Annotated in this window: 19 protein-coding genes; 9 read left to right on the forward strand and 10 right to left on the reverse strand. The window is 59.7% G+C overall.

The window, feature by feature from the left end:
• Positions 1 to 91: 91 nt before the first annotated feature.
• Entirely contained in the window at positions 92 to 1,507 is a 1,416-nt protein-coding gene (locus tag AC07VF_RS07430) for an acetyl-CoA carboxylase biotin carboxylase subunit (protein ID WP_074885974.1), read from the reverse strand.
• Between the two features lie 195 nt (positions 1,508 to 1,702).
• Here AC07VF_RS07430 and AC07VF_RS07435 point away from each other — a divergent pair, with 195 nt between their 5' ends.
• A complete protein-coding gene (locus tag AC07VF_RS07435) occupies positions 1,703 to 2,653 on the forward strand; it encodes a LysR family transcriptional regulator (protein WP_346631301.1) in 951 nt (316 codons plus the stop codon).
• Here AC07VF_RS07435 and AC07VF_RS07440 read toward each other — a convergent pair.
• The 3 genes from AC07VF_RS07440 to AC07VF_RS07450 form a co-directional block, all read right to left on the reverse strand.
• A complete protein-coding gene (locus tag AC07VF_RS07440) occupies positions 2,607 to 2,834 on the reverse strand; it encodes a PA3496 family putative envelope integrity protein (protein ID WP_463584319.1) in 228 nt (75 codons plus the stop codon). The two genes, AC07VF_RS07435 and AC07VF_RS07440, sit on opposite strands and share 47 nt — an antisense overlap.
• 109 nt (positions 2,835 to 2,943) lie before the next feature.
• Positions 2,944 to 3,810, reverse strand: a complete 867-nt coding sequence (gene hexR / locus AC07VF_RS07445) for a transcriptional regulator HexR (protein ID WP_065988147.1) — start codon at positions 3,808 to 3,810, stop codon at positions 2,944 to 2,946.
• Positions 3,811 to 3,927: 117 nt separating this feature from the next.
• Entirely contained in the window at positions 3,928 to 5,994 is a 2,067-nt protein-coding gene (locus AC07VF_RS07450) for a putative bifunctional diguanylate cyclase/phosphodiesterase (RefSeq protein WP_495008337.1), read from the reverse strand.
• A 171-nt stretch (positions 5,995 to 6,165) separates the two neighbouring features.
• On the opposite strand from AC07VF_RS07450, the gene uvrD reads away from it, so the two are divergent.
• From uvrD to AC07VF_RS07465, 3 genes are all read left to right on the forward strand, one after another.
• Positions 6,166 to 8,349 carry a DNA helicase II gene (gene uvrD / locus AC07VF_RS07455; protein WP_282365412.1) on the forward strand — a complete coding sequence of 728 codons (2,184 nt, stop codon included), beginning with the start codon at positions 6,166 to 6,168 and terminating at the stop codon, positions 8,347 to 8,349.
• 206 nt (positions 8,350 to 8,555) lie between these two features.
• Complete coding sequence (locus tag AC07VF_RS07460) at positions 8,556 to 9,410, forward strand: Tim44 domain-containing protein (RefSeq protein WP_192174525.1); 855 nt, start codon at positions 8,556 to 8,558, stop codon at positions 9,408 to 9,410.
• A gap of 128 nt (positions 9,411 to 9,538) precedes the next feature.
• Complete coding sequence (locus tag AC07VF_RS07465; protein WP_192174524.1) at positions 9,539 to 9,946, forward strand: SMI1/KNR4 family protein; 408 nt, start codon at positions 9,539 to 9,541, stop codon at positions 9,944 to 9,946.
• Positions 9,947 to 10,006: 60 nt separating this feature from the next.
• On the opposite strand, the gene AC07VF_RS07470 is transcribed toward AC07VF_RS07465, so the two are convergent.
• Complete coding sequence (locus AC07VF_RS07470) at positions 10,007 to 11,761, reverse strand: cation:proton antiporter (protein WP_495008336.1); 1,755 nt, start codon at positions 11,759 to 11,761, stop codon at positions 10,007 to 10,009.
• Positions 11,762 to 12,071: 310 nt separating this feature from the next.
• Between AC07VF_RS07470 and AC07VF_RS07475 the strand changes: the two genes are divergently transcribed.
• Positions 12,072 to 12,557 carry an acyl-CoA thioesterase gene (locus AC07VF_RS07475; RefSeq protein WP_122534219.1) on the forward strand — a complete coding sequence of 162 codons (486 nt, stop codon included), beginning with the start codon at positions 12,072 to 12,074 and terminating at the stop codon, positions 12,555 to 12,557.
• Between the two features lie 17 nt (positions 12,558 to 12,574).
• Here AC07VF_RS07475 and pdxY read toward each other — a convergent pair whose 3' ends face one another.
• A complete protein-coding gene (pdxY, locus tag AC07VF_RS07480; RefSeq protein ID WP_495008335.1) occupies positions 12,575 to 13,441 on the reverse strand; it encodes a pyridoxal kinase PdxY in 867 nt (288 codons plus the stop codon).
• 134 nt (positions 13,442 to 13,575) lie between these two features.
• Between pdxY and AC07VF_RS07485 the strand changes: the two genes are divergently transcribed.
• Positions 13,576 to 13,968 carry a DUF3301 domain-containing protein gene (locus AC07VF_RS07485; RefSeq protein WP_074886003.1) on the forward strand — a complete coding sequence of 131 codons (393 nt, stop codon included), beginning with the start codon at positions 13,576 to 13,578 and terminating at the stop codon, positions 13,966 to 13,968.
• Between the two features lie 20 nt (positions 13,969 to 13,988).
• Here the strand turns inward: AC07VF_RS07485 and AC07VF_RS07490 are convergent, their stop codons facing one another.
• Positions 13,989 to 14,951 carry a CobW family GTP-binding protein gene (locus AC07VF_RS07490; protein ID WP_495008452.1) on the reverse strand — a complete coding sequence of 321 codons (963 nt, stop codon included), beginning with the start codon at positions 14,949 to 14,951 and terminating at the stop codon, positions 13,989 to 13,991.
• A 49-nt stretch (positions 14,952 to 15,000) separates the two neighbouring features.
• Here AC07VF_RS07490 and AC07VF_RS07495 point away from each other — a divergent pair, with 49 nt between their 5' ends.
• Entirely contained in the window at positions 15,001 to 15,372 is a 372-nt protein-coding gene (locus tag AC07VF_RS07495; RefSeq protein ID WP_282365416.1) for an NADH:ubiquinone oxidoreductase, read from the forward strand.
• A 12-nt stretch (positions 15,373 to 15,384) separates the two neighbouring features.
• On the opposite strand, the gene zigA is transcribed toward AC07VF_RS07495, so the two are convergent.
• Positions 15,385 to 16,587, reverse strand: a complete 1,203-nt coding sequence (zigA, locus tag AC07VF_RS07500; protein WP_495008334.1) for a zinc metallochaperone GTPase ZigA — start codon at positions 16,585 to 16,587, stop codon at positions 15,385 to 15,387.
• An 86-nt stretch (positions 16,588 to 16,673) separates the two neighbouring features.
• On the opposite strand from zigA, the gene AC07VF_RS07505 reads away from it, so the two are divergent.
• Entirely contained in the window at positions 16,674 to 17,063 is a 390-nt protein-coding gene (locus tag AC07VF_RS07505; protein WP_495008333.1) for a glutamine synthetase, read from the forward strand.
• 246 nt (positions 17,064 to 17,309) lie between these two features.
• Here the strand turns inward: AC07VF_RS07505 and AC07VF_RS07510 are convergent, their stop codons facing one another.
• Positions 17,310 to 18,548, reverse strand: a complete 1,239-nt coding sequence (locus AC07VF_RS07510; RefSeq protein ID WP_495008332.1) for an N-acetylmuramoyl-L-alanine amidase — start codon at positions 18,546 to 18,548, stop codon at positions 17,310 to 17,312.
• 242 nt (positions 18,549 to 18,790) lie between these two features.
• A complete protein-coding gene (locus AC07VF_RS07515; RefSeq protein WP_192174519.1) occupies positions 18,791 to 19,312 on the reverse strand; it encodes a DUF3617 domain-containing protein in 522 nt (173 codons plus the stop codon).
• A gap of 176 nt (positions 19,313 to 19,488) precedes the next feature.
• Between AC07VF_RS07515 and cls the strand changes: the two genes are divergently transcribed.
• Complete coding sequence (gene cls / locus AC07VF_RS07520) at positions 19,489 to 20,928, forward strand: cardiolipin synthase (RefSeq protein WP_192174518.1); 1,440 nt, start codon at positions 19,489 to 19,491, stop codon at positions 20,926 to 20,928.
• The last annotated feature ends 36 nt before the right edge of the window (positions 20,929 to 20,964 follow it).

Here is a 20,964-nt window from a genome sequence, read left to right on the forward strand (position 1 = left end):
CTTTTAGCTTCAAGCGGCAAGCTACAAGCGGCAAGTCACAGCGGATCGGCTTCAACTTGCAGCTTGCGGCTTAGCGCTTGCAGCTGGCTTTTTATAAGCCCGCGTGGGCAGCGATGGCGGCGGCGATGGCCAGGGCCAGCTCTTCGGGTTTGCGCTTGATCGAGTAATTGGTGAGCTCGGGATGGCTCTCCACGAAGCTGGTATTGAACTGGCCGCTGCGGAATTCCGGGTTACGCAGGATTTCCTGGTAATACGCGGCCGTGGTCTTCACCCCTTGCAGACGCATGTCATCCAGCGCACGCAGGCCGCGGTCCATTGCCTCCTCCCAGGTCAGCGCCCAGACGATCAGCTTCAGGCACATGGAGTCGTAATACGGCGGAATGGTGTAGCCGGTGTAAATCGCCGTATCGGTGCGCACGCCGGGGCCGCCGGGCGCGTAGTAACGGGTGATCTTGCCGAAGCTCGGCAGGAAGTTGTTCTTCGGGTCTTCCGCGTTGATGCGGAACTGCAACGCGAAACCACGATGGATGATGTCTTCCTGCTTCACCGACAGCGGCAGTCCTGAGGCGATGCGGATCTGCTCGCGGACGATGTCGATCCCGGTGATTTCCTCGGTGATCGTGTGCTCGACCTGTACGCGGGTATTCATCTCCATGAAGTACACCTCGCCCTCGGCGAGCAGGAACTCCACGGTGCCGGCGTTCTCGTAGCCCACGGCCTTGGCGGCGCGCACGGACAAGTCGCCGATGTAGGCGCGCTGCTCCGGCGTCAGTTGCGGGCTTGGGGCGATTTCGATGAGCTTCTGGTTGCGGCGCTGGATCGAGCAATCACGCTCGAACAGGTGCACGACGTTGCCGAAGCTGTCGCCAAGGATCTGCGCTTCGATGTGCTTGGGATTGACGATGCACTTTTCGAGAAATACCTCAGCCTTGCCGAATGCCTTGGTGGCCTCGGAAATGACTCGAGGAAACGCCTGCTCCAGCTCTTCCCGGCTGTTGCAGCGACGAATGCCGCGCCCGCCGCCGCCCGAGGTGGCTTTGAGCATGACGGGGTAACCGATGCGATCGCCTTCAACCAGTGCTTCGGCGATGTCGGCCACGTTGCCTTCCGTGCCGGGCGTCACCGGCACGCCGGCCTTGATCATGCTGCGGCGAGCTTCGGTCTTGTCGCCCATGCGGCGGATCACTTCAGCGGACGGGCCGATGAACTTGATACCCCGTTCGGCGCAGATATCTGCCAGCTCTGCGTTTTCCGAGAGAAAACCATAGCCGGGGTGCAACGCGTCGCAGCCGGTTTCAACGGCAAGGTTCACCAGCTTGCGCGGGTTCAAATAGCCTTCAAGGGGCTCCGAGCCGATGCCATAGGCTTCGTCGGCACGCTTGACGTGAAGCGCGTGCCGGTCCGCGTCGGAATAAATCGCCACCGAGCGGATGCCCATTTCGGCGCAAGCGCGCACAATCCGAACAGCGATTTCCCCACGGTTGGCGATCAGGATTTTTTTTATCACTGGTATTTCCTCGACCGATTAGCAGACGGACCAGATGGCTGGCCAATACCGCGCGACATTCCGTTACTGCATGTTGCTCGCAGGTGACGCCACCCTATGACGAATCAGCAATTAACAAAAATGAGTAAATATTGGGTGAACCATAAGCAAAACCTTATAGTTCCCGATATCAACTAAACGGCTAGGGCTGGAAAAATGCGTAAGTCATTGATGCGAATGACATTGCGTCAATTGCGGATCTTCAATGAGGTCTGTGATTTGCGCTCTTACAGTCGCGCAGCTGAGGAAATGTCGCTGACCCAGCCGGCGGTGAGCCTGCAGATGCGCCAGTTGGAAGAGTTGGTCGGCCAGCCGCTGTTCGAATACGTGGGTAAGAAGCTCTACCTGACGGAAGCCGCCGAAGCGCTGCAGCTTGCCAGTCGCGACATCTTCGGTCGGCTGGAGAACCTCGACATGCAGCTCTCCGACATGCAGGGCTCCCTGCAGGGGCAGCTCAAACTGGCGATTGAATCCAGCGCAAAGTATTTCGTTCCCCACCTGTTTGCAGCTTTTAAGCGCAAATACCCCGAAGTCATGCTCAACCTCACGGTCGTCAATCGGGCGCAGGTGATTCGGCGGCTGTCGGATAACCGTGATGATCTGGTCGTCATGTCGATGGTCCCACAGGACATGGGCCTGGAGTTTTTGCCCTTCTTGAATAACCCGATCGTTGCCGTGGCGCAGCCGGACCATCCGTTGACGTTATTGCCCAATCCGGCGCTGAAGGATCTGGAGGCAGCAACGCTGGTGGTTCGCGAACAGGGTTCAGGGACGCGCAAGGCCTGCGAGGAGTATTTCAAGGAGAAGCGCATTCATTTCGAGCACACGCTGGAGGTGTCCTCGGCCGAGGCGCAGCGCGAATGCGTAGTGGCGGGGCTTGGCGTTGCGCTGCTGACCCGCCATGCGCTGAGCCTGGAACTTGCCACTGGCACGCTGATTGAGCTGCCAGTGGCCGAATTGCCGCTGTACCGAAGCTGGTGCGTCGTACAGGCACGGGACAAACGTCTGTCGCCGGTGGCTCACGCGTTCCTGTCATTCATTCGGACGGAGCGTACCCAGATCAGCGAGCTGGTCGCGCGCTTTGATGGCCACCTTCCGAAGCGCTAGCGCTCTGCCAGAAATGGGCGCTGGCGCTGTCCAGGTAGCTTGAGAGCTCCTGATTCAGGCGGCGTTCTTCGGAATGGCTTTCGATCGCACGCCGGAACGCCATGCGGCGCTGGTCTTCCTGCTGACGGCGAGTCTTTGTGGAGGTGCTGTGCTGCTGCGAGTCATCGTAGTGCCGAGGCATATCCTGTCTCCCATTCGTGTGCGGGAGTACAGAGTGGCGGGATGCGGTGACGATCAGACGTCGGAAGCGTTACAGGTTGGTGAAGGTTTCGGCGCTACGCGAGTTCAGATCAATCTTCAGACGACTTGATCGACTTCGGCGACAACCGCAGGCTGCGCAAGCTGCGCTTCACGCTCTTGAGGTGATTGACCAGGCTCGGACCGCGCGCCATCGCAACGCCCATCGCCAGGACATCTATGACCACCAGATGCGCAATACGCGAGGTCAGCGGCGTATAGATTTCGGTGTCTTCGTGCACGTCGATGGCGAGATTGACCGTGGACAGCTCGGCCAGTGGCGTCTGACTCGGGCAAAGGGTGATCAGGTTGGCGCCGCTTTCGCGCACCAGGTTGGCGGTGATCAGCAAGTCCTTTGAGCGACCGGACTGGGAAATACACACCGCGACGTCCGTAGGCTTGAGCGTCACAGCCGACATCGCCTGCATGTGCGGATCGGAGTAAGACGCTGCCGTCAGTAACAGACGGAAGAATTTGTGCTGGGCGTCAGCCGCGACTGCGCCCGATGCGCCGAAGCCGTAGAACTCGACACGATGCGCCGCCGCCATGACCGTCACCGCCGCCTGCAAGGCATGGGGGTCGAGCTTTTCGCGCACTTCTATCAGCGTGTGCAGCGTGGTGTCGAAAATCTTCAGGCTGTAATCGGCGACGGAATCGTCTTCGTGGATGGCGAACTGGCCGAAGCTCGCGCCAGCAGCAAGGCTTTGCGCCAGCTTGAGTTTCAGGTCCTGAAAGCCGGTGCAGCCAATGGCGCGACAGAAACGCACGATGGTCGGCTCGCTGATACCGACCGCATGCGCGAGATCGGCCATGGAGCTGTGCATCACGGCCGCCGGATCGAGCAGCACGTGATCGGCTACTTTCAGCTCCGACTTGCGCAAGAGATGGCGTGACTGGGCGATGTGCTGCAACAGATTCAAAGGACAGGACTCAAGTGAAGGATGGGCCGGGCTGTAGCTTTCTTGTAGTTATACTACATGACCTGCAAACCGCACAGTTAAACGATCTCGCCGTGGTCAACCGATCGTTGTTGAGGCTCAGGTCGCTTTGTAGTGTAGGGCTTTTCGCACAGGACTCCAGGCTTCGGTCAGCCGACTGCGCAGGATGCCGCCCATAACGCTGGCCTCCACTGGCCGACTGATCAAGTAGCCTTGCACCTCGTCGCAACCGTGAGACCTGAGAAACTCCAGCTGTTCGCAATCTTCCACGCCTTCGGCCACCACCCTGAGGTCAAGACTGTGGGCCATCGCGATGATCGCTCGGGTAATCGCAGCGTCTTCTGCGCATTCATTCAGACCACGAATAAAGGCCTGGTCGATCTTCACGCAGTGCACCGGAAAACGTTTCAGGTAGCTCAACGATGAGTAGCCGGTGCCGAAGTCGTCGATGGCCAGTTTTACGCCGAGTGCGCGCAGTTGCTGAAACGTGGTGATGATATGTTCGACGCTCTCCAGCAGTTGACTCTCGGTGAGCTCAAGCTCCAGGTATTCGGGCTTGAGCCCGGTCTCTTCGAGCACTTGCCGAACGAGGCTGACCAGCTTGCCCTGACGCATCTGATGCACAGAGAGATTGACTGACACCCTGATAGGAGCGAGCCCCTCCCGCTGCCATTCGCAGGCCTGATGACAGGCTTTGCGCAGTACGAACTCGCCGATGTTGGCGATCAGGCCGGTCTCCTCTGCCAACCCGATAAACTCGCCGGGCGAAATCAGACCGCGCTCGGGATGACGCCAGCGCACCAGCGCTTCCGCCGAATTGAGGCGACCACTTTCCAGCTCCAGCTTCGGCTGATAGAAAACCTCCAGCTGCCCTTCTGCAATCGCGCGACGCAGCTGGATTTCCAGCTGCAAACGACCCGGCGTGCCCGCCTCAAGGCTTTCGGTAAAGAACTGAAAATTGTCGCCGCCCAGGTGTTTGGCGTGTTGCATGGCCATATTTGCCTGGCTGACCAACGCGGCGATGTCCCGTGCAGAACCCGGCAGCAACGCGATGCCGATGGAGGCGCTGACCACTAACTCATGGCCGCAAACCGATATCGGCGAGCGCAGTTTTGCCAGCAGGCGCGTCGTGATCCGCGCCAGTGTGGTCAGGTTGCCGTGGCTGTCGAACAGCACGGCAAACTCGTCCGCTGACAAACGCGCGACGGTATCGGCATCGGTCACATGGCCGCTGAGCCTGCGCGCGACAAGGCGAAGCAACTGGTCAGCGGTATCGTGACCCAGGCTGTCATTGAGCAATTTGAAGCGATCAAGGTTGATGTGCAGCAAAGCCAGCGTGCGCCCGCCATGACGCGCACGCTGATTGGCGTCACGCAGCCGCTCATTGAACAGCGCGCGATTGGCGAGGCCGGTCAGCTCATCGTAATGGGTCAGATAACGCGTACGTTCTTCGTACTGGCGGGTCAGTTCGCGGTTGAGCTCGTCGCTTTCGGCCTGGGCCTGTTGAAGGTGCTCGATGAGCGCCACGTTCTGAAATCGCCGGATAAGACCCCGCTCGATCAAACGGTTGACCTGCGCAGCCACCACGATAAGCGCCAGCAGGAGAATCAGTCCGAGCCAGCCCCAACCGTGGCATTGGGGGTCGCCGGTCCAGAACAGATAGAGAATGGGCGGCAGCAGACACGGCAGCGTGAACGTGAGAAACGCCGGAATGCTTACCGCATAGGCCACACTGGCAGACAGCGTGGCCGCGCCAATCAGGCCGAACACCCAGGCCTGCTGGGCCAGGCTTTGCGCCGGCATCAGCACCAGCGCGGCGCTGGAGAGGGTGAACCCACTGACGCAGGCGCCGGCCAGAAACATGCGGTTCCAGATCGGCTGCGATCGACGATCGAGTGATGCTGACCTGAACGCTGCGACTTGCAGCACGCGCAGACACACCAGCGCTGACAGCCAGCCCAGCCAGACGCCCACCAGCACGTAACGCTCGGGACTCCAGAGCAGCCACGCGCAGAGCAAACCATTGATGAACATGAACAGGGTCGGCAGCAGCGATCCCTGATAAAGAAGACGGGTGCGCTCGGCGGCAAGCTGGGTCGCGAACTGCTTGCAGATGACACGACGTGTCGCCACGGAGTTTGCCGGGGCTTCGGAACTGAAGGTCATGGCGTTTCTTATAATTGGGGGCCTTGAACGTTCGCGGAGGATACACAAGGGATCGTCGAGACCAAACAGTCATCAATTAAAATCTACAGACGGCAAAGATGGGACCGGCAACATCACGACCGGCCAGCGTTAGGGTTTGCCCATGCCCTCACGGCACCCTAGAATGCCCCGATGCGCGATGACCTCTCCCTTCTGCTTAACTCCCTCAACGATGCCCAACGCCAGGCCGTAGCTGCCTCCGTGGGTCGTCAGTTGGTCCTGGCCGGCGCTGGTTCCGGCAAAACCCGTGTGCTGGTGCACCGTATCGCCTGGTTGATCCAGGTCGAGAACGCCTCGCCGCACTCGATTCTGTCGGTGACGTTCACCAACAAGGCCGCCGCCGAGATGCGCCATCGCATCGAGCAGCTTATGGGTATCAACCCGGCCGGCATGTGGGTGGGCACTTTCCACGGCCTGGCGCACCGCCTGCTGCGGGCGCACTGGCAGGAAGCGGGTCTTAACCAGAGCTTCCAGATCCTCGACAGCGATGACCAGCAGCGACTGGTCAAGCGCGTCATGCGCGAGCTCAATCTGGATGAGCAGCGCTGGCCGGCACGGCAGGCGCAGTGGTTCATCAATGGCCAGAAGGACGAAGGGCTGCGCCCCAAGCACATCCAGGCCTCGGGCGATCTGTTTCTGACGACCATGAAGTCGGTCTACGAGGCATACGAGGCGGCGTGTCAGCGCGCCGGCGTCATCGACTTCTCCGAGTTGCTGCTTCGCGCGCTGGACCTGTGGCGCGACAACCCGAGCCTGCTTGCGCACTATCAGCGTCGTTTCCGTCACGTGCTGGTAGACGAATTCCAGGACACCAACGCCGTTCAATACGCCTGGTTGCGTCTGCTCGCCCAGGGTGGCGACAGCCTGATGGTGGTCGGCGACGACGATCAGTCCATTTATGGCTGGCGCGGCGCGAAGATCGAGAATATTCATCAGTATTCCGAAGACTTCCCTGATACCGAGACCATCCGCCTGGAGCAGAATTACCGCTCCACCGCGAGCATCCTCAAGGCCGCCAACGGCTTGATCGTTAACAACACCGGGCGTCTGGGCAAAGAACTGTGGACGGACGTCGGCGATGGCGAGCTGATTAATCTATACGCAGCGTTCAACGAACACGACGAAGCGCGCTACGTGGTCGAGACCATTGAGAGCGCGATCAAGACCGGCCTCGCGCGCAGCGACATCGCCATTCTGTACCGTTCAAACGCCCAATCGCGGGTCCTCGAAGAGGCCTTGCTGCGCGAGCGCATCCCGTACCGTATCTACGGCGGCCAGCGATTCTTCGAGCGCGCCGAAATCAAGAACGCCATGGCGTATATGCGCCTGCTGGACGGGCGCGGTAACGATTCGGCGCTGGAGCGGGTCATCAACGTCCCGCCGCGCGGCATTGGCGAGAAAACCGTCGAAGCGATTCGCGAGCATGCGCGCCATGCCGACGTGTCGATGTGGGAGGCCATGCGCCTGCTGGTCGCCAACAAAGGCTTGGCCGGTCGTGCGGCTAGCGCGTTAGGCGCGTTCATCGAACTGATCGAAAACCTCGCCGCCAAGGCCGCAGACATGCCGCTGCACCTGATGACCCAAACGGTCATCGAGCAGTCCGGCCTGATCACGTACCACAAGGAAGAAAAAGGCGAGAAAGGCCAGGCCCGGGTGGAAAACCTTGAGGAACTGGTCAGCGCCGCGCGCGCCTTCGAGAACAGCGACGAGGAGGAAGACCTGACGCCACTGGCTGCATTCCTCGGCCATGCCTCCCTGGAGGCCGGCGACACCCAGGCGGATGAGCACGAAGACAGCATTCAGCTCATGACGCTGCACAGCGCCAAGGGTCTGGAGTTCCCGTACGTGTTCCTGGTGGGCATGGAAGAAGGCCTGTTTCCGCACAAGATGAGCCTGGAAGAACCGGGCCGCCTGGAAGAAGAGCGCCGTCTGGCATACGTGGGCATCACCCGCGCCATGCAGCATCTGGTGATGACCTACGCAGAAACCCGACGCCTGTACGGAAGCGAAACCTACAACAAGGTCTCGCGCTTCGTACGGGAGGTCCCGCCTAATCTGATTCAGGAAGTGCGGCTGTCCAACAGCGTGACCCGTCCGTTCGGCGGTTCCAAAACCATGGCACCGAGTCGTCTGTTCGACGGCGAAGCCATTCCGCAGAGCCAGTTCTCCCTGGGTCAGCACGTGCAGCACGCGGTGTTTGGCGAAGGCGTGATCCTCAACTTCGAGGGTTCAGGCGCTCAGGCGCGGGTGCAGGTGAATTTTTCGGAAGGCAGCAAGTGGCTGATGCTGGGGTACGCGAAGCTCGAGCCGGTGTGAGCGGTAACTGAGGATGCGTTGATGCACCCCTTGCATTCCCACATCCACCCCCCATCTTTCCTACAGAACTTTCTTCACCTGCCTACAACCCAAATAGGACAGGCAGGTGAAGATTCACGCAAAAGCCGGAAACATATGGCCGCTGGTCATCCCCATTTGTCCTGTGCAACATGGCGCGCGTGCAATCCACAAACGGGAATTCCCTTATGCAACGTTTTCTTAGCATCGCTTTGGCACTGATGATCGGGCTCACCATGAGCCTCGACGTCAATGCTGCGCGTTTCGGTGGTGGCAAGAGCATGGGCTCGGCGCCAAGTCACCAGGCGCGTCAAACAGCTCCTTCCGCTCCTGCCGCTGCACCTAACGCCGCCGGCCGTCCTGCGCCTGCTGCGGGCGGTGCTTCCAAATGGCTCGGCCCATTGGCCGGTCTCGCCGCCGGTGGTCTTCTGGCCTCCATGTTCATGGGCGGTGGCTTCGAAGGCATGCAGTTCTTCGACATCCTGATCATGGCGATCATCGCCTTCGTGATCTTCCGCTTCATCGCGGCGCGTCGACGCAAACAGCAGCCACAGATGGCTCCCGCTGGTGCTCCTTATCAGCGTGAAACCTTCGAGCAACCACAACCGGCACAGAATTCGATCTTCGGCGGTTCCGCTCCAGCAGCGGCAGCCCGTCCGGTGATCAACGCGCCAGCCTGGTTCAACGAAGAACGCTTTATTGAAGCGGCCCGCAGCCACTTCCAGTCGCTGCAACAGCACTGGGACGCGAACGAGATGGACAAGATCTCCGAGTTCGTGACCCCGCAAATGCTGCAGTTCCTGAAAAAAGAACGTGCCGATCTGGGCGACGGTTTCCAGTCCACCTTCATCGACAACCTCACCGTGCAACTTGACGGTCTGGATGATCGCGCCGACAAGACCATCGCCACGCTGACGTTTAGCGGTGTGTCGAAAACGTCGCGCTTCGATCAGGGCGAAGTGTTCAGCGAGAGCTGGAACATGGAACGCGCTCAGGGCGACAACCAGCCTTGGCTGGTGGCAGGTATCCGCCAGAACGGCTAATACCGCTGAGCTGCTGCAACTGAACCCCGGACTTGTTCCGGGGTTCTGCTTTTTATAGAAGCCAAGTTAATTTGGCGATGCCTTTGAGCTACTGTATAACCCGCGCAAATCGTTAGAGGATCCACGTCGTGGAAGAAGTCATCGAACAACTCCGTGAAGCCAATGAACCGGTCCCTGTCCCGCTTGAGCTGCCTGATGAAGATCAGCTGGTCGAGGTTGAAGAGCAGCTGTTCATCAATATCCCCTTCGTCTTCAAGGAGTTCTTGCTGACCGTCAGCGACGTGGTCTACGGCAGTCTTGAGCCTGTCACCGTCACTGACCCGGTCTCCCATACGTATTTGCCGGAAGTGGCAGCGACCGCCTGGGATATCGGCGTACCCCGCGAGCTGATCCCGATCTGCCAGGACGGCGAGGATTACTACTGCGTTGAAGAAGACGGCACTGTGGTGCTGTGGTCTGGCGAAGAAGAACTCGTCACCGAAGAAAGCTGGGAATCCGTCTGGCACTGGGCGCGGGACGTCTGGCTGGAAAGCTGAGAAGCACAACCGCTCCCCTGAATCAGCGTTGAGGTACGCACCTCAACGCTGATTTACAACTCAGGGCTCAGGATGATTGCCCAGGGTTTCAAGCAACGCGATCTGCATGCGCGTATGCACCCGGATGAACCAGCGCCACAGGACGGCAGCCACCACAGACGCCACGACGACAATCAGCATTAGCCATTCGCGCGTCGGCAGCATGCTGGATGACAGCAATGCGATGAGCAGAAAAATCACCAGCAAAGACAGCAGCGGGATCACTTCGGCGATCACCCTACGGACGCGCGCTGTGTGCCTGCCCGCCATCTCCGGCTTCACGCTCATCTCTGCCAGCAGCATCGACAGCGCCTTTAGCTTGCGGTAAGCCGCAATCAGAAACGGCAGTGAAAGCAGCAACGACGCACCCCAGATCCAGGCTTTTTGCTGCCCGACATCGCTGACCCAGTCGCTGAAATACACGCCAATCCGCTCCGCAAAGAATGCTCCTGTAAAGAAGATGGCGATGACCAATGCCAGATTGATTCCGACTTGCAGAAGAATCTTCCGGATCATCGCTGCCAGCACTGCGCCCTGCCCCTGGGGCTGAATGCTGCGCAGCCACTCCCCGTACATTCCAAACACACGCGCCATGCGTGCAGGAACAATGGCGCCCAGCGTGTGGGACAGAGGGTCTGCTGCGCGGATGAGATAAGGGGTCAAGAGCGTCGTGATCGCGGAGACCGCCACGGCGACCGGGTAGAGAAAATCGCTGGTGACCTGCAGCGTCATCCCCAGCGCTGCGATGATGAAGGAGAATTCGCCAATCTGTGACAGTCCCATCCCCACCCGCAGCGAGGTCTTACCGTCGTTGCCAGCGATAAAAGCGCCAAGCCCGCAGGAAATCATCTTGCCCAGCACCACAGCGACGGTGATCACCGCGATGGGCCAGGCGTAATCGAGCAGAATCTTCGGATCGATCATCAAGCCGATCGCGACGAAGAAGATCGCGCTGAACATGTCACAAATGGGCTCGACCAGGTGCTCGATCTTCGCCAGTTGCCTGGATTCGGCCATGATTGCGCCGATGAGAAACGCCCCCAGCACCATGCTGTACTCAAGCTTCACCACCAGCAGGCAAAACCCGAAGCACAGCCCCAGCACCGTGATCAGCAGCATTTCGTTGCTCTCGAACTTCGCCACGTAGGCCAGCAATCGCGGCACGACCAGAATGCCGATGACCAGCGCCACGATCATGAACAGCGACAGCTTGCCGACCGTTGAAAACACCTCCCCGGAACTGACCGTGCCGCTCACGGCGATCCCCGATAACAGCGCGATGATGCCAATGCCGAGGATGTCTTCAACGATGAGCACGCCGAAGATCAGTTGGGCGAAGCGCTGGTTTTTCATCTTCAGGTCATTGAGCGCCTTGACGATGATGGTGGTGGACGAGATCGCCAGAATGGCACCGAGGAACAGCGAGTCCATGGTGTTCCAGGCGAAGAACTGGCCGATTTCGTAACCGATCCAGGTCATCAGCATGATTTCGAGAAACGCGGCAATGAACGCCGTCGCACCGACCTTGAACAGCTTGCGCAGGCTGAATTCCAGGCCGAGGCAAAACATCAAAAAGATCACGCCGAGTTCGGCGAGGGTCTTGATGGTGTCCTCGTCGTGAATGAGGCCAAACGGCGGGGTGTGCGGACCGATGATGAAGCCGGCCACGATGTAGCCCAGCACCACCGGTTGCTTGAGCCGATGAAACACCACCGTTACGACGCCAGCCACGAGCATGATCACTGCCAGGTCCTGAATGAAACTGATGGCATGCATGGGCGCTGCTCCTGCTGGCAATCGATGAAATACGCGTATCCGTCTGAAAGAGAGACGACTGCTGTACGAAAACTCGCCAACGAAGCCTGAATATTCTGACTGAGACGCAGGATTTACCCCATCCAAGGGCTTCCGCAGGTTAACACCGCACAAAAGCGGGAGAAGCCAGTGCAATATATGGAAACAGATGGGTACAGGGCGTGACGGCGGAGCGGCCGTTGGCGTCCCGGTATCGATGGTTTTGTCGCCAATCTGCATTCGAGCACCCGAGCAAGGTGCCTTCTGACCCTTTTAGACCGTGAGCAACGCTATGGAACCCGGAAACGCCCAGCTGTCGATGACTGTATTGATGACCCCGGACATGGCCAACTTCTCCGGCAACGTGCACGGCGGGACGCTGCTGAAGTATCTCGACGAAGTGGCTTACGCGTGCGCGAGCCGTTACGCAGGGCGCTATGTGGTGACGCTGTCGGTGGATCAGGTGATTTTCCGTGAGCCGATTCACGTCGGCGAGCTGGTCACGTTCCTGGCATCGGTCAACTACACCGGCAATACGTCCATGGAAGTGGGCATCAAGGTGGTGACCGAAAACATCCGCGAGCGCTCGGTTCGTCACACCAACAGCTGCTTCTTCACCATGGTGGCGGTGGATGACCAGCGCAAACCTGCCAGCGTACCGCCGCTGACACCGGCCAACAGCGAAGACAAGCGCCGTTACGTGCAGGCACAACAACGCCGCCAGATCCGTCAGGAACTGGAGAAGCGTTATCGTGAAATCAAGGATGAGCCGGTTTAAGCCAGCACCGGTTCGGCTTACAGCCGGACCGCTTCGAACTTGACCCGCGGGTGAGCGATTCGGTCCTGCGCGCGCACCAGCACCAGCTCGTAGCTGCCGCAGGCCTGGGTCTCCAGCAGCACTTCATGCACCGCTGACGCCGCGAATTCGAAGGCGCTGCGCAGGTCGTCACCGAGCAGAATCCGAGACAGGAACAGCCCGGACGTCAGGTCGCCCACGCCCACCGGCTGCCGGGGAAAGGCCAGAAGCGGCCGACACAGGTGCCAGGTTTCGTGCTCGGTCACCAGCAGCATCTCAAAGCCGTCCGCGGGTTTACCCGGGTAGGCCAGGTGCTTGACGACAACCGCCTTGGGGCCTCGGGCCAGCAACGCCCGCGCCATGGCCACGCAGTCAAGCAACGATTCGGGTTTGCGGCCGGAGAAGCTGTCCAGCTCCAGCTGATTCGGGCAAAGAAAGTCGGCGACTGCAGCGGCTTCGTCCAGCAGGAAATCGCTCACTTCCTGCGGCACGATGCAGCCCTTCTCCGGGTGCCCCATCACCGGATCACACAAATACAGCGCGCGTGGATTGGCGCGTTTGATCTGCGCAACGGCGCTCAGAATCGCGCGTCCCTGCGCTGCGCTCCCCAGATAACCCGACAGCACCGCATCGCAATTGCCCAGCTCGCCTATCGCCGCAATCCCCTCAACCAACGCCGGAATCTGCTGCGGCGCCAGGACTTCCCCCGCCCAGTGGCCATACTGGGTGTGGTTGGAGAACTGAACGGTATTAAGCGGCCAGACATTGATGCCGATACGCTGCATAGGGAACACGGCTGCGCTGTTGCCGGCGTGACCAAACACGACATGCGACTGGATGGCGAGTAGATGGGGCGTACGTTTCATGACAGGTTCCTGAGACCGGGAAGGCACAGTAGTGGCGATGCCGGACGAAGTGAAGCGAAATTAAACTTTAGGGCTATGGCTGTCTGTCACCCGACGCAGTTAAGCTGCAAGCCTTCTGTTGGAGTTCCTTTTCCATGCTGACCCTGGGCAACATTTTCGTCCTCATGCTGCTGGCGACTGCCGGCGCCTGGCTGTGGCACGCCCATGGCCTGCGTGAACGGGCGCTCGAACGCGTCAAACAGCACTGCGCCAAACTTGATCTTGAGTTGCTCGACGGCAACGTGGCGCTGAAGCGACTCGCGTTCAAGCGCGACAATGAGGGCCGCAAGCGACTGGCGCGGGTGTATAACTTCGAGTTCACGGTCACCGGTGAGCACCGGCATCCCGGCACGATCACCATGTTCGGTGCCCACGCGGCGCAGATCGAGCTGGCGCCCTACCCGTTCGAGATCAAAGACCCGAAACCGACCGCCGAGATCATTCAGCTGAGCCAATGGCGTCAGGAACACAATAAGTGGAAGCAGTGATCCTCTGTGGATAACTCGTTTCAGAGCAGACAGGCCGCCAGCGCTGTCTGCAAAGCGGCCTCGTCCTGAGGCCCATCGAAGATCAGCTCGAGACGGGAGTCCTTGCGCCACTCACTCGACGCCCATGCCAGCGCACTCCTGTTCACCGCATTGCCTGAGATCCACCCCTTTTCGCTGTGGATAACCAGCTTGGCACGCCGCCAGTTCAAGGTTTGCAGCCAGGACTGGACTTTCGCCGCATCAAACACTCGCTGAGGGTGCCAGCGCCAGCCGATGCTCCACCCCTCCGCCTGTTGCTGACTCAGGCAGACCGGCGTCATCGGGTCCGCCCACGCTGCGGGGAGTTGCGGCAATGACCGGGGGATTGCTGGATTGGCCGAGCCAGCGTGGGCGCTGACGTCCATGCCCGGCAACGAACCCAGAGACAATATGCCGTGGTCGGTCCAGTGGAGCCTGCTCGCAGGCAGTCCGTCGATGATTGCCTTTCGGGTCGACGCGTCCAGCCCTTCTGACTTGTTCAGCACCAGCAGGCCCGCCTGCGCCAGGGCTTCTCGCTGGGTGTCAGGCAGCTCTTTGCCCTGGGCGAGTGCCTGGGCGTCGAGCACCATGACACTAGGCTGGACGGACAGCACCCCGACCCAGGGCGCCTCGTGTAATTGCTTGATCAACTGGACCGGATGCCCCAGCCCGGAGGGCTCGATGAGCAAGCGGTCCGGCCTGGCCTTGCGCAAGAGCCGGCCGAGGCCAATCTGAAAAGGCGCGCCATTGACGCAGCACAGGCAGCCACCAGCCACTTCGCCAAGTGCGATACCATCATCGCCGGTCGTCAGCAGCGCAGCATCCAGGCCGATCTGGCCGAACTCATTGATCAGCACAGCCCAGCGCTCGCCCGCCGGTTTCTGCTTCAAAAGATGCCTGATCAGACTCGTCTTGCCAGCACCTAAAGGGCCAGCAATGACATGAGTGGGGATGTTCTGCAGCATATCGGCCATTTTGAGATCGCTCCTGAATGAGCGCTGACGGAGGTAATTGATGCGAGCAATCTGGCTGCCTATGGGGCTGGCATGGGCGCTGATGGCAATGACGTCGACGCCGGTCCGGGCTGAGTCGTGCGTGGTGCACAGCCAAGGCGAGCGAGTGGACGTCAAAGTCTGTCAGGAAAATCTGAACATCCCGCCAGACCTGTTCCACGACGGATTCTGCAAACCTCAGCTCAAGGATCAGAAAACCGAGGTCACGTACTCGGAGCAGTGCCCTGCCGGGTCATTTGGCCAGTGCAGCAACGCGCAGGTGGCCAATATGCCCTATCGGCAGAACATTCACTATTACGGCGTTGCCAGCGACGCTGCGTTTCTCAAACCGTTCTGCGAGCAGCAGAGCAAGGGCATCTGGAAAACGCAGTGAGTCAGACGGGTGCTACGCCGCGTCGCCATACCAGTCGCCAAACGGATCAGGCATCGAGCGCCAGTCCGCGACGCCGCCCGCCATCTCGGCGTCAGTCAGCAGGCATTGATCAAGCTCTACCGCCAGCCGGGCAAAGTCGATGTTCTGACCGATGAACACCAGTTCCTGACGGCAGTCGCCGGTCTCGGCTTCCCAGCTGCGCATGATCACCTGCGTGCTTTCGTCGTCCTGCGGCCACTGCGCCTTGGGCACGAAGCGCCACCAACGACCGGCGAAACCGTGACGCATCAAGCCGCCGGCCTGGGACCAACTGCCGGCGTCCTCGTGCTTGCTGGCGAGCCAGAAAAAGCCCTTCGAGCGCAGCAGTCGGCCGTTTTCCCACGGCGCATTCAGGAAGTCGAAAAATCGCTGTGGATGAAACGGCCGACGCGCCCGATAAGCCGTGGACGCGATGCCATATTCTTCGGTCTCTGGCGTGTGCTCGCCGCGCAACTCCTTGAGCCAGCCCGGTGCCTGAGCCGCACGTTCGAAATCGAAACGGCTCGTGTCCAGAATCTTGCCGAGGGGCACGGCGCCCATAACCATCGGCAGAATCTCTGCCTGGCTGTTGAGCCGCCGCAAAATTGCCATCAGCTCTCGCCGGTCGGTTGAGCTGATCAGGTCGATCTTGCTGATCAGGATCACGTCGGCGAATTCGACCTGCTCAATCAGCAGATCAGTGATCGCCCGCTCGTCGTCCTCGCCCAGGGTCTCTCCGCGCGAGGCCAAACTCTCCGCAGCGTTGAAGTCCTGCAGAAAATTAAGGCCATCGACCACCGTCACCATGGTGTCGAGGCGGGCGACATCGGCCAGGCTCCCGCCCAGCTCATCGCGAAAGGTGAAGGTCTCCGCCACGGGAAGCGGCTCGGAGATGCCCGTGGATTCGATCAGCAGATAGTCGAACCGGCCTTCATGGGCCAGCCGGCTGACCTCTTCCAGCAAGTCTTCGCGCAGGGTGCAGCAAATGCAGCCGTTGCTCATCTCCACCAGTTTTTCTTCCGCCCGATTGAGGCTGACGTCCCGCTGAACTTCGCTGCCGTCGATGTTGATCTCGCTCATGTCGTTGACGATCACGGCGACGCGCAGATTGTCGCGATTGCGCAGGATGTGGTTCAGCAGCGTGCTTTTACCAGCGCCAAGGAAGCCGGAGAGAACGGTAACGGGAAGGCGGTTCATGAAGGTTTCACCAGAGTACGGATGATATCGCTTTTTACGTTATAGTATAACGATACGCACACGCTAATCTTTTTTGAGGCCACTTCATGACTCGGTTGTTTTGGCTTTTGTCAGGGTGCTTACTGGCGTTGAGCACGCAGGCCATCGCCATGCCGCCCTCGCCCAGGCTGGACAAGGCGCTATGCACACGCAGCGCGACGCTGTTGGCCTGCATCGATGCCGGCAACAACACGTACAGCGTGGCGGACGCAGGGAACACGATGTTTGTGCGCGGCGTTGAAAGCGTGGGCAATCGCCGCTGGGCGCAGACCAACAGCCGATACGGTTCGCTGACGTTTTTTACCGGGCTCGCATCGGACGGCGAGACGTGGGTGGGTTACATCCAGAAAGTGGGCTGGACGACGATCAGTCGGGTGTCGAGCTCAAATGGAAGCCGTACCAAGATCACCTGCGACCGGGTGATGGGTTGTCGGTAAGCTGACCCCTGCAGGCATCAGGGAAGATTTCGTCGTCCATACGCCGTGCTGGCTCCCTGGCAAACACTGTCCAGGTGGGAGTGAGCTTGCTCACGAAGACGGTGTTCCAGGCGCTATATATGCAGCGGATGTCGACCTGTTCTCGAGCAAGCTCGCTCCCACAATGGGCGTTTAGGCAGGCGCATCTGCAGTGGTGTCACGTTTGATGAGAGCGAACTTGTACATCCTGCGTCACGACTGAGTCCGTCAGACGACCGCCTGATTCGCCTTTTGCTCTTGCCGCCACGCCACATAAGAGCCTGCCGGCGGATTGCGTTCGAAGTAGCGCTTCATGCCGTCAAACAACCCATCGGCCACGGCCTGTTGGTGGCGCGCGGTGACAAGGCGCTGACTGTCGCGGCTGTTGGAGATAAAGCCGGTCTCGACCAGAATCGACGGCACATCGGGTGATTTCAATACCGCAAACCCGGCCTGTTCCACGCGCTTCTGGTGCAGCGTCGTGATCCCTTCCAGGCTACCCAGTACGGTGTGACCCAAATCCAGACTCGCGGCGATCGTGGCGTTCATCGACATGTCGAGAATCACCCCGGCCAGCATCGGGTCCTTGTCTTTCAGGTTAAGGAGGCTGGTCGCGCCGATCAGGTCGGCGCCGTTTTCACGCTGGGCCATAAAGCGCGCCGTGGCAGATGTCGCGCCGTTCTCCGACAAGGCAAACACCGACGCGCCGGAAGCCGTCAACCGAGGGGCTGCGTCGGCATGGACCGAGATGAACATGTCAGCGTTGTATTTGCGTGCGACGTCGACGCGCTTGCGCAGCGGAACGAAGAAGTCGTCATTGCGGACCAGGCGCACATCAAAGCCCTTTTCGCGCTTCAAGCGTTTCGCGAGCAACTGCGCGATGGACAGCACGACGTCTTTCTCGCGCTCACCCTTCGAGCCAACGGCGCCCGGGTCCTTGCCACCGTGCCCGGCGTCGACGACCACCATGATGTCGCGCTTGGATCGATCTCTCCCTGCTGTCTGCACGGGTGGCTCTTTCGCCAATGGCGCAGCTGCGGCCAACTGCACCGGAGGACGGGAAAGCACGTCATGGCCCAGATCCAGCACCAGCCGGTTGCCTTGGGCACCTTCGGGACCCAGCAGGAAACTGTTGAGCTGCACGGGCGATGCGAGGTCAAGGACGATGCGCGTATCACTCTGACCGAAGTGGCCGGAGCGGATGGATTTGATCGGCGTGTTTTCGAGCGCCAGCTGACTGAAGTTGCCTTCAAGCCGCGCGCCGCTGACATCGATGATGATCCGTTCAGGCGCGCTCAGCGTGAAGGTCTTGTATTGAACCGGGCCACTGAGATCAAACACGAGCCGCAGCTTGCTGTCAGTACGCCACAGGCGGGCGTTTCGGATCTGCGTCGCATTGACTGAGAATGGCAGCGCAAAGGCGGCGCTGGCCAAAAGCATGTTAAGCAGCATTTGACGTCGGTGCATGGCACGTTCCGAAGGCGAAGAGCATCCCGGCTCAGAGATGGAGGACATGGTTACAATATAACAGCCGGGATATCGGGCGAAGATGAAGCTTTTTATAAGATCGGCGGGATTTTAGTGAGCCTCTTCAACGCCTAAGGCGGAAAAGCTCATGTGAAACAACAAGATGTTCCACGTGGAACACGACTCGCTGTCAGTACAGACAAAAACGCCCTGACAAGTCAGGGCGCTTAGTAAGCGGAGAATCAGGTCCTTGGTTTTACAGTGCCGCATTGCTGACCGAGCCATACAGCACGCGTGTCCATGCTGCCGTTCTGTTGCTGGCCTGTGGCGTTGAAAGAACCAATGACATGGGTATTGAACTCACGGTCACTGAGAAACTGTGCAGTGCCCGTGCCTTGGGCGCGTGGGCAGCTGAATTTGAACTTCCAGGTCGCTCCGGTGCGTTCGGTAATCTGCTGGGTGCAGCCCGATTTCGGGTCTGTCAGCGGAATCTGCTCATTCTTGACCTGCTCCTGCGTGAGGCAAATACGAACGCCCTTCCCGCCCAGAGTAACGCCTTGTTTTTCCAGCATTTGTTCCATGGCTGCGCGCTGCTGCGGCGCCATCATTTGCAATTGCGACAGCATCACTTGAAGGTCCGGCATCTGTTGGCCGTCTACCTGCATGTTGCTGGAGCTCAGTTCCCACAGTCCGGGCTGCAGAACCTGCGCCTGGGCGAAGGGCGCAGTCATACAAACCATCAACGCCAGTACGCGCTTTTTCATGAATCGGGTTTCCTTTAATGACTCTTGGGCATCTAGATGCGGCCTGCACGCAGGCCACTGAACGTTGACGATTAGACGGTGGATCGGGCAGCCAGTTGCAGCCTCAATAAAATAGCGACAATCCCGGCGCCTTGTGGTCTGTTAGACACCAATAAGCTTATGGCACAAGGTTGCGCATGGATTACCACAGCCCGTATTTCTTTGGCTATTTGCTCGGATTCACTCACTTGCTGGGCATTGTCGCAGCTATCCACGCCTTACTCACGGTGCGTACAGCTCAGGGCTCAATCGCTTGGGCGATGCCTCTCATCTTCATCCCTTATGTCGCACTGATTCCGTATCTGGTTTTCGGCAGGAGCACGTTTGACGCCTACATCAAGGCGCGGCGTCAGGCCAACACCGAAATGCGCGTGGCGATCGCCGACTTCAACTGGAAACCATGGATTGAAGAGGCGGTGGCGGCGCGGCGCTCGGACGCTTATCGCTCCCTGCGCGCGATGCCGAAGCTGGGACGCATGCCGTGCCTGGCGAACAACGAAGTGAAGCTGTTGATCAACGGCGATGAAACATTCGACGCGATATTCAAGGCCATCAAAAGCGCCCGGCAAGTGGTGTTCGTACAGTTTTTCATCATCCACGACGATGATCTCGGTCGACGCCTGCAAGGGTTGTTGCTGGAGAAGGCCGCTGAAGGCGTGGCGATTCATGTGCTTTACGACCGCATTGGCAGCCATGCGCTGCCGGCGCGTTATATCGAGAAGCTCCGCGATGGCGGCGTGCAGATCAAGGCCTTTGCCACACGTGGCGGCTGGCTGACACGCTTCCAGATCAACTTCCGTAACCACCGCAAGATCGTCGTGGTGGATGGCATCAAAGGCTTCGTTGGCGGCCACAACGTGGGCGATGAGTACCTCGGCCTCAAGCCGCCGCTGGCGCCATGGCGCGATACCCATGTGAGCGTCGTCGGACCTGTCGTGGCGTGTCTGCAGGAATCGTTCGCCGAGGACTGGTTCTGGGCGACCCGGGAGATACCGCCGCTGATCCTGCCGGACAGTTACCCCGAAGACGGCGTGCTGTGCCAATTACTCGCCAGCGGCCCTGCTGATGCGCAGGAAACCTGCTCGTTGTTCTTCGTCGAAGCCATTCACGCGGCGACCGAACGGGTCTGGATCACAACCCCGTATTTCATTCCCGATGAGCCTGTCTCCGCAGCGCTGCGATTGGCGGTGCTACGCGGCGTGGATGTTCGCTTGCTGCTGCCGTCCCGTCCTGACCACTACACGGTGTACGCCGCCTCCAGTTTGTTTGCCTTTGAAGCCGTGCGCGCAGGCGTTCGCATCTTTCGCTACAAGCCCGGATTTCTGCACCAGAAGGTGGTGCTGGTGGACAACGCGATCTCGGCGATCGGCAGCGCCAACCTGGACAATCGTTCGTTCCGGCTCAACTTCGAACTCATGCTGCTGACCGTGGATGAAGACTTCGCTCGGGAGGTGGAAAACATGCTGATCGACGACTTCGCCCTCTCCCACGAGATCTCCAGCGAAGAGAGCAAAGAGACACATCACTTGCAGCAGCTGGGGATGCGGGTTGCTAGGCTGATTTCGCCGATTCTGTGAGTGGTATTGAAGGCCTGTGGAAGTCAGCTGACTCCC

The organism is Pseudomonas sp. GW821-FHT02H06, from assembly GCF_059421525.1.

Coding starts and splice junctions, on each gene's coding strand:
- zigA (WP_495008334.1), bottom strand. CDS start 16,587: ATGAACCGCCTTCCCGTTACCGTTCTCTCCGGCTTCCTTGGCGCTGGT.
- uvrD (WP_282365412.1), top strand. CDS start 6,166: ATGCGCGATGACCTCTCCCTTCTGCTTAACTCCCTCAACGATGCCCAA.
- AC07VF_RS07470 (WP_495008336.1), bottom strand. CDS start 11,761: ATGCATGCCATCAGTTTCATTCAGGACCTGGCAGTGATCATGCTCGTG.
- AC07VF_RS07450 (WP_495008337.1), bottom strand. CDS start 5,994: ATGACCTTCAGTTCCGAAGCCCCGGCAAACTCCGTGGCGACACGTCGT.
- AC07VF_RS07435 (WP_346631301.1), top strand. CDS start 1,703: ATGCGTAAGTCATTGATGCGAATGACATTGCGTCAATTGCGGATCTTC.
- AC07VF_RS07475 (WP_122534219.1), top strand. CDS start 12,072: ATGGAACCCGGAAACGCCCAGCTGTCGATGACTGTATTGATGACCCCG.
- AC07VF_RS07485 (WP_074886003.1), top strand. CDS start 13,576: ATGCTGACCCTGGGCAACATTTTCGTCCTCATGCTGCTGGCGACTGCC.
- AC07VF_RS07495 (WP_282365416.1), top strand. CDS start 15,001: ATGCGAGCAATCTGGCTGCCTATGGGGCTGGCATGGGCGCTGATGGCA.
- AC07VF_RS07510 (WP_495008332.1), bottom strand. CDS start 18,548: ATGCACCGACGTCAAATGCTGCTTAACATGCTTTTGGCCAGCGCCGCC.
- AC07VF_RS07515 (WP_192174519.1), bottom strand. CDS start 19,312: ATGAAAAAGCGCGTACTGGCGTTGATGGTTTGTATGACTGCGCCCTTC.
- AC07VF_RS07505 (WP_495008333.1), top strand. CDS start 16,674: ATGACTCGGTTGTTTTGGCTTTTGTCAGGGTGCTTACTGGCGTTGAGC.
- AC07VF_RS07440 (WP_463584319.1), bottom strand. CDS start 2,834: ATGCCTCGGCACTACGATGACTCGCAGCAGCACAGCACCTCCACAAAG.
- AC07VF_RS07460 (WP_192174525.1), top strand. CDS start 8,556: ATGCAACGTTTTCTTAGCATCGCTTTGGCACTGATGATCGGGCTCACC.
- pdxY (WP_495008335.1), bottom strand. CDS start 13,441: ATGAAACGTACGCCCCATCTACTCGCCATCCAGTCGCATGTCGTGTTT.
- AC07VF_RS07490 (WP_495008452.1), bottom strand. CDS start 14,951: ATGCTGCAGAACATCCCCACTCATGTCATTGCTGGCCCTTTAGGTGCT.
- cls (WP_192174518.1), top strand. CDS start 19,489: ATGGATTACCACAGCCCGTATTTCTTTGGCTATTTGCTCGGATTCACT.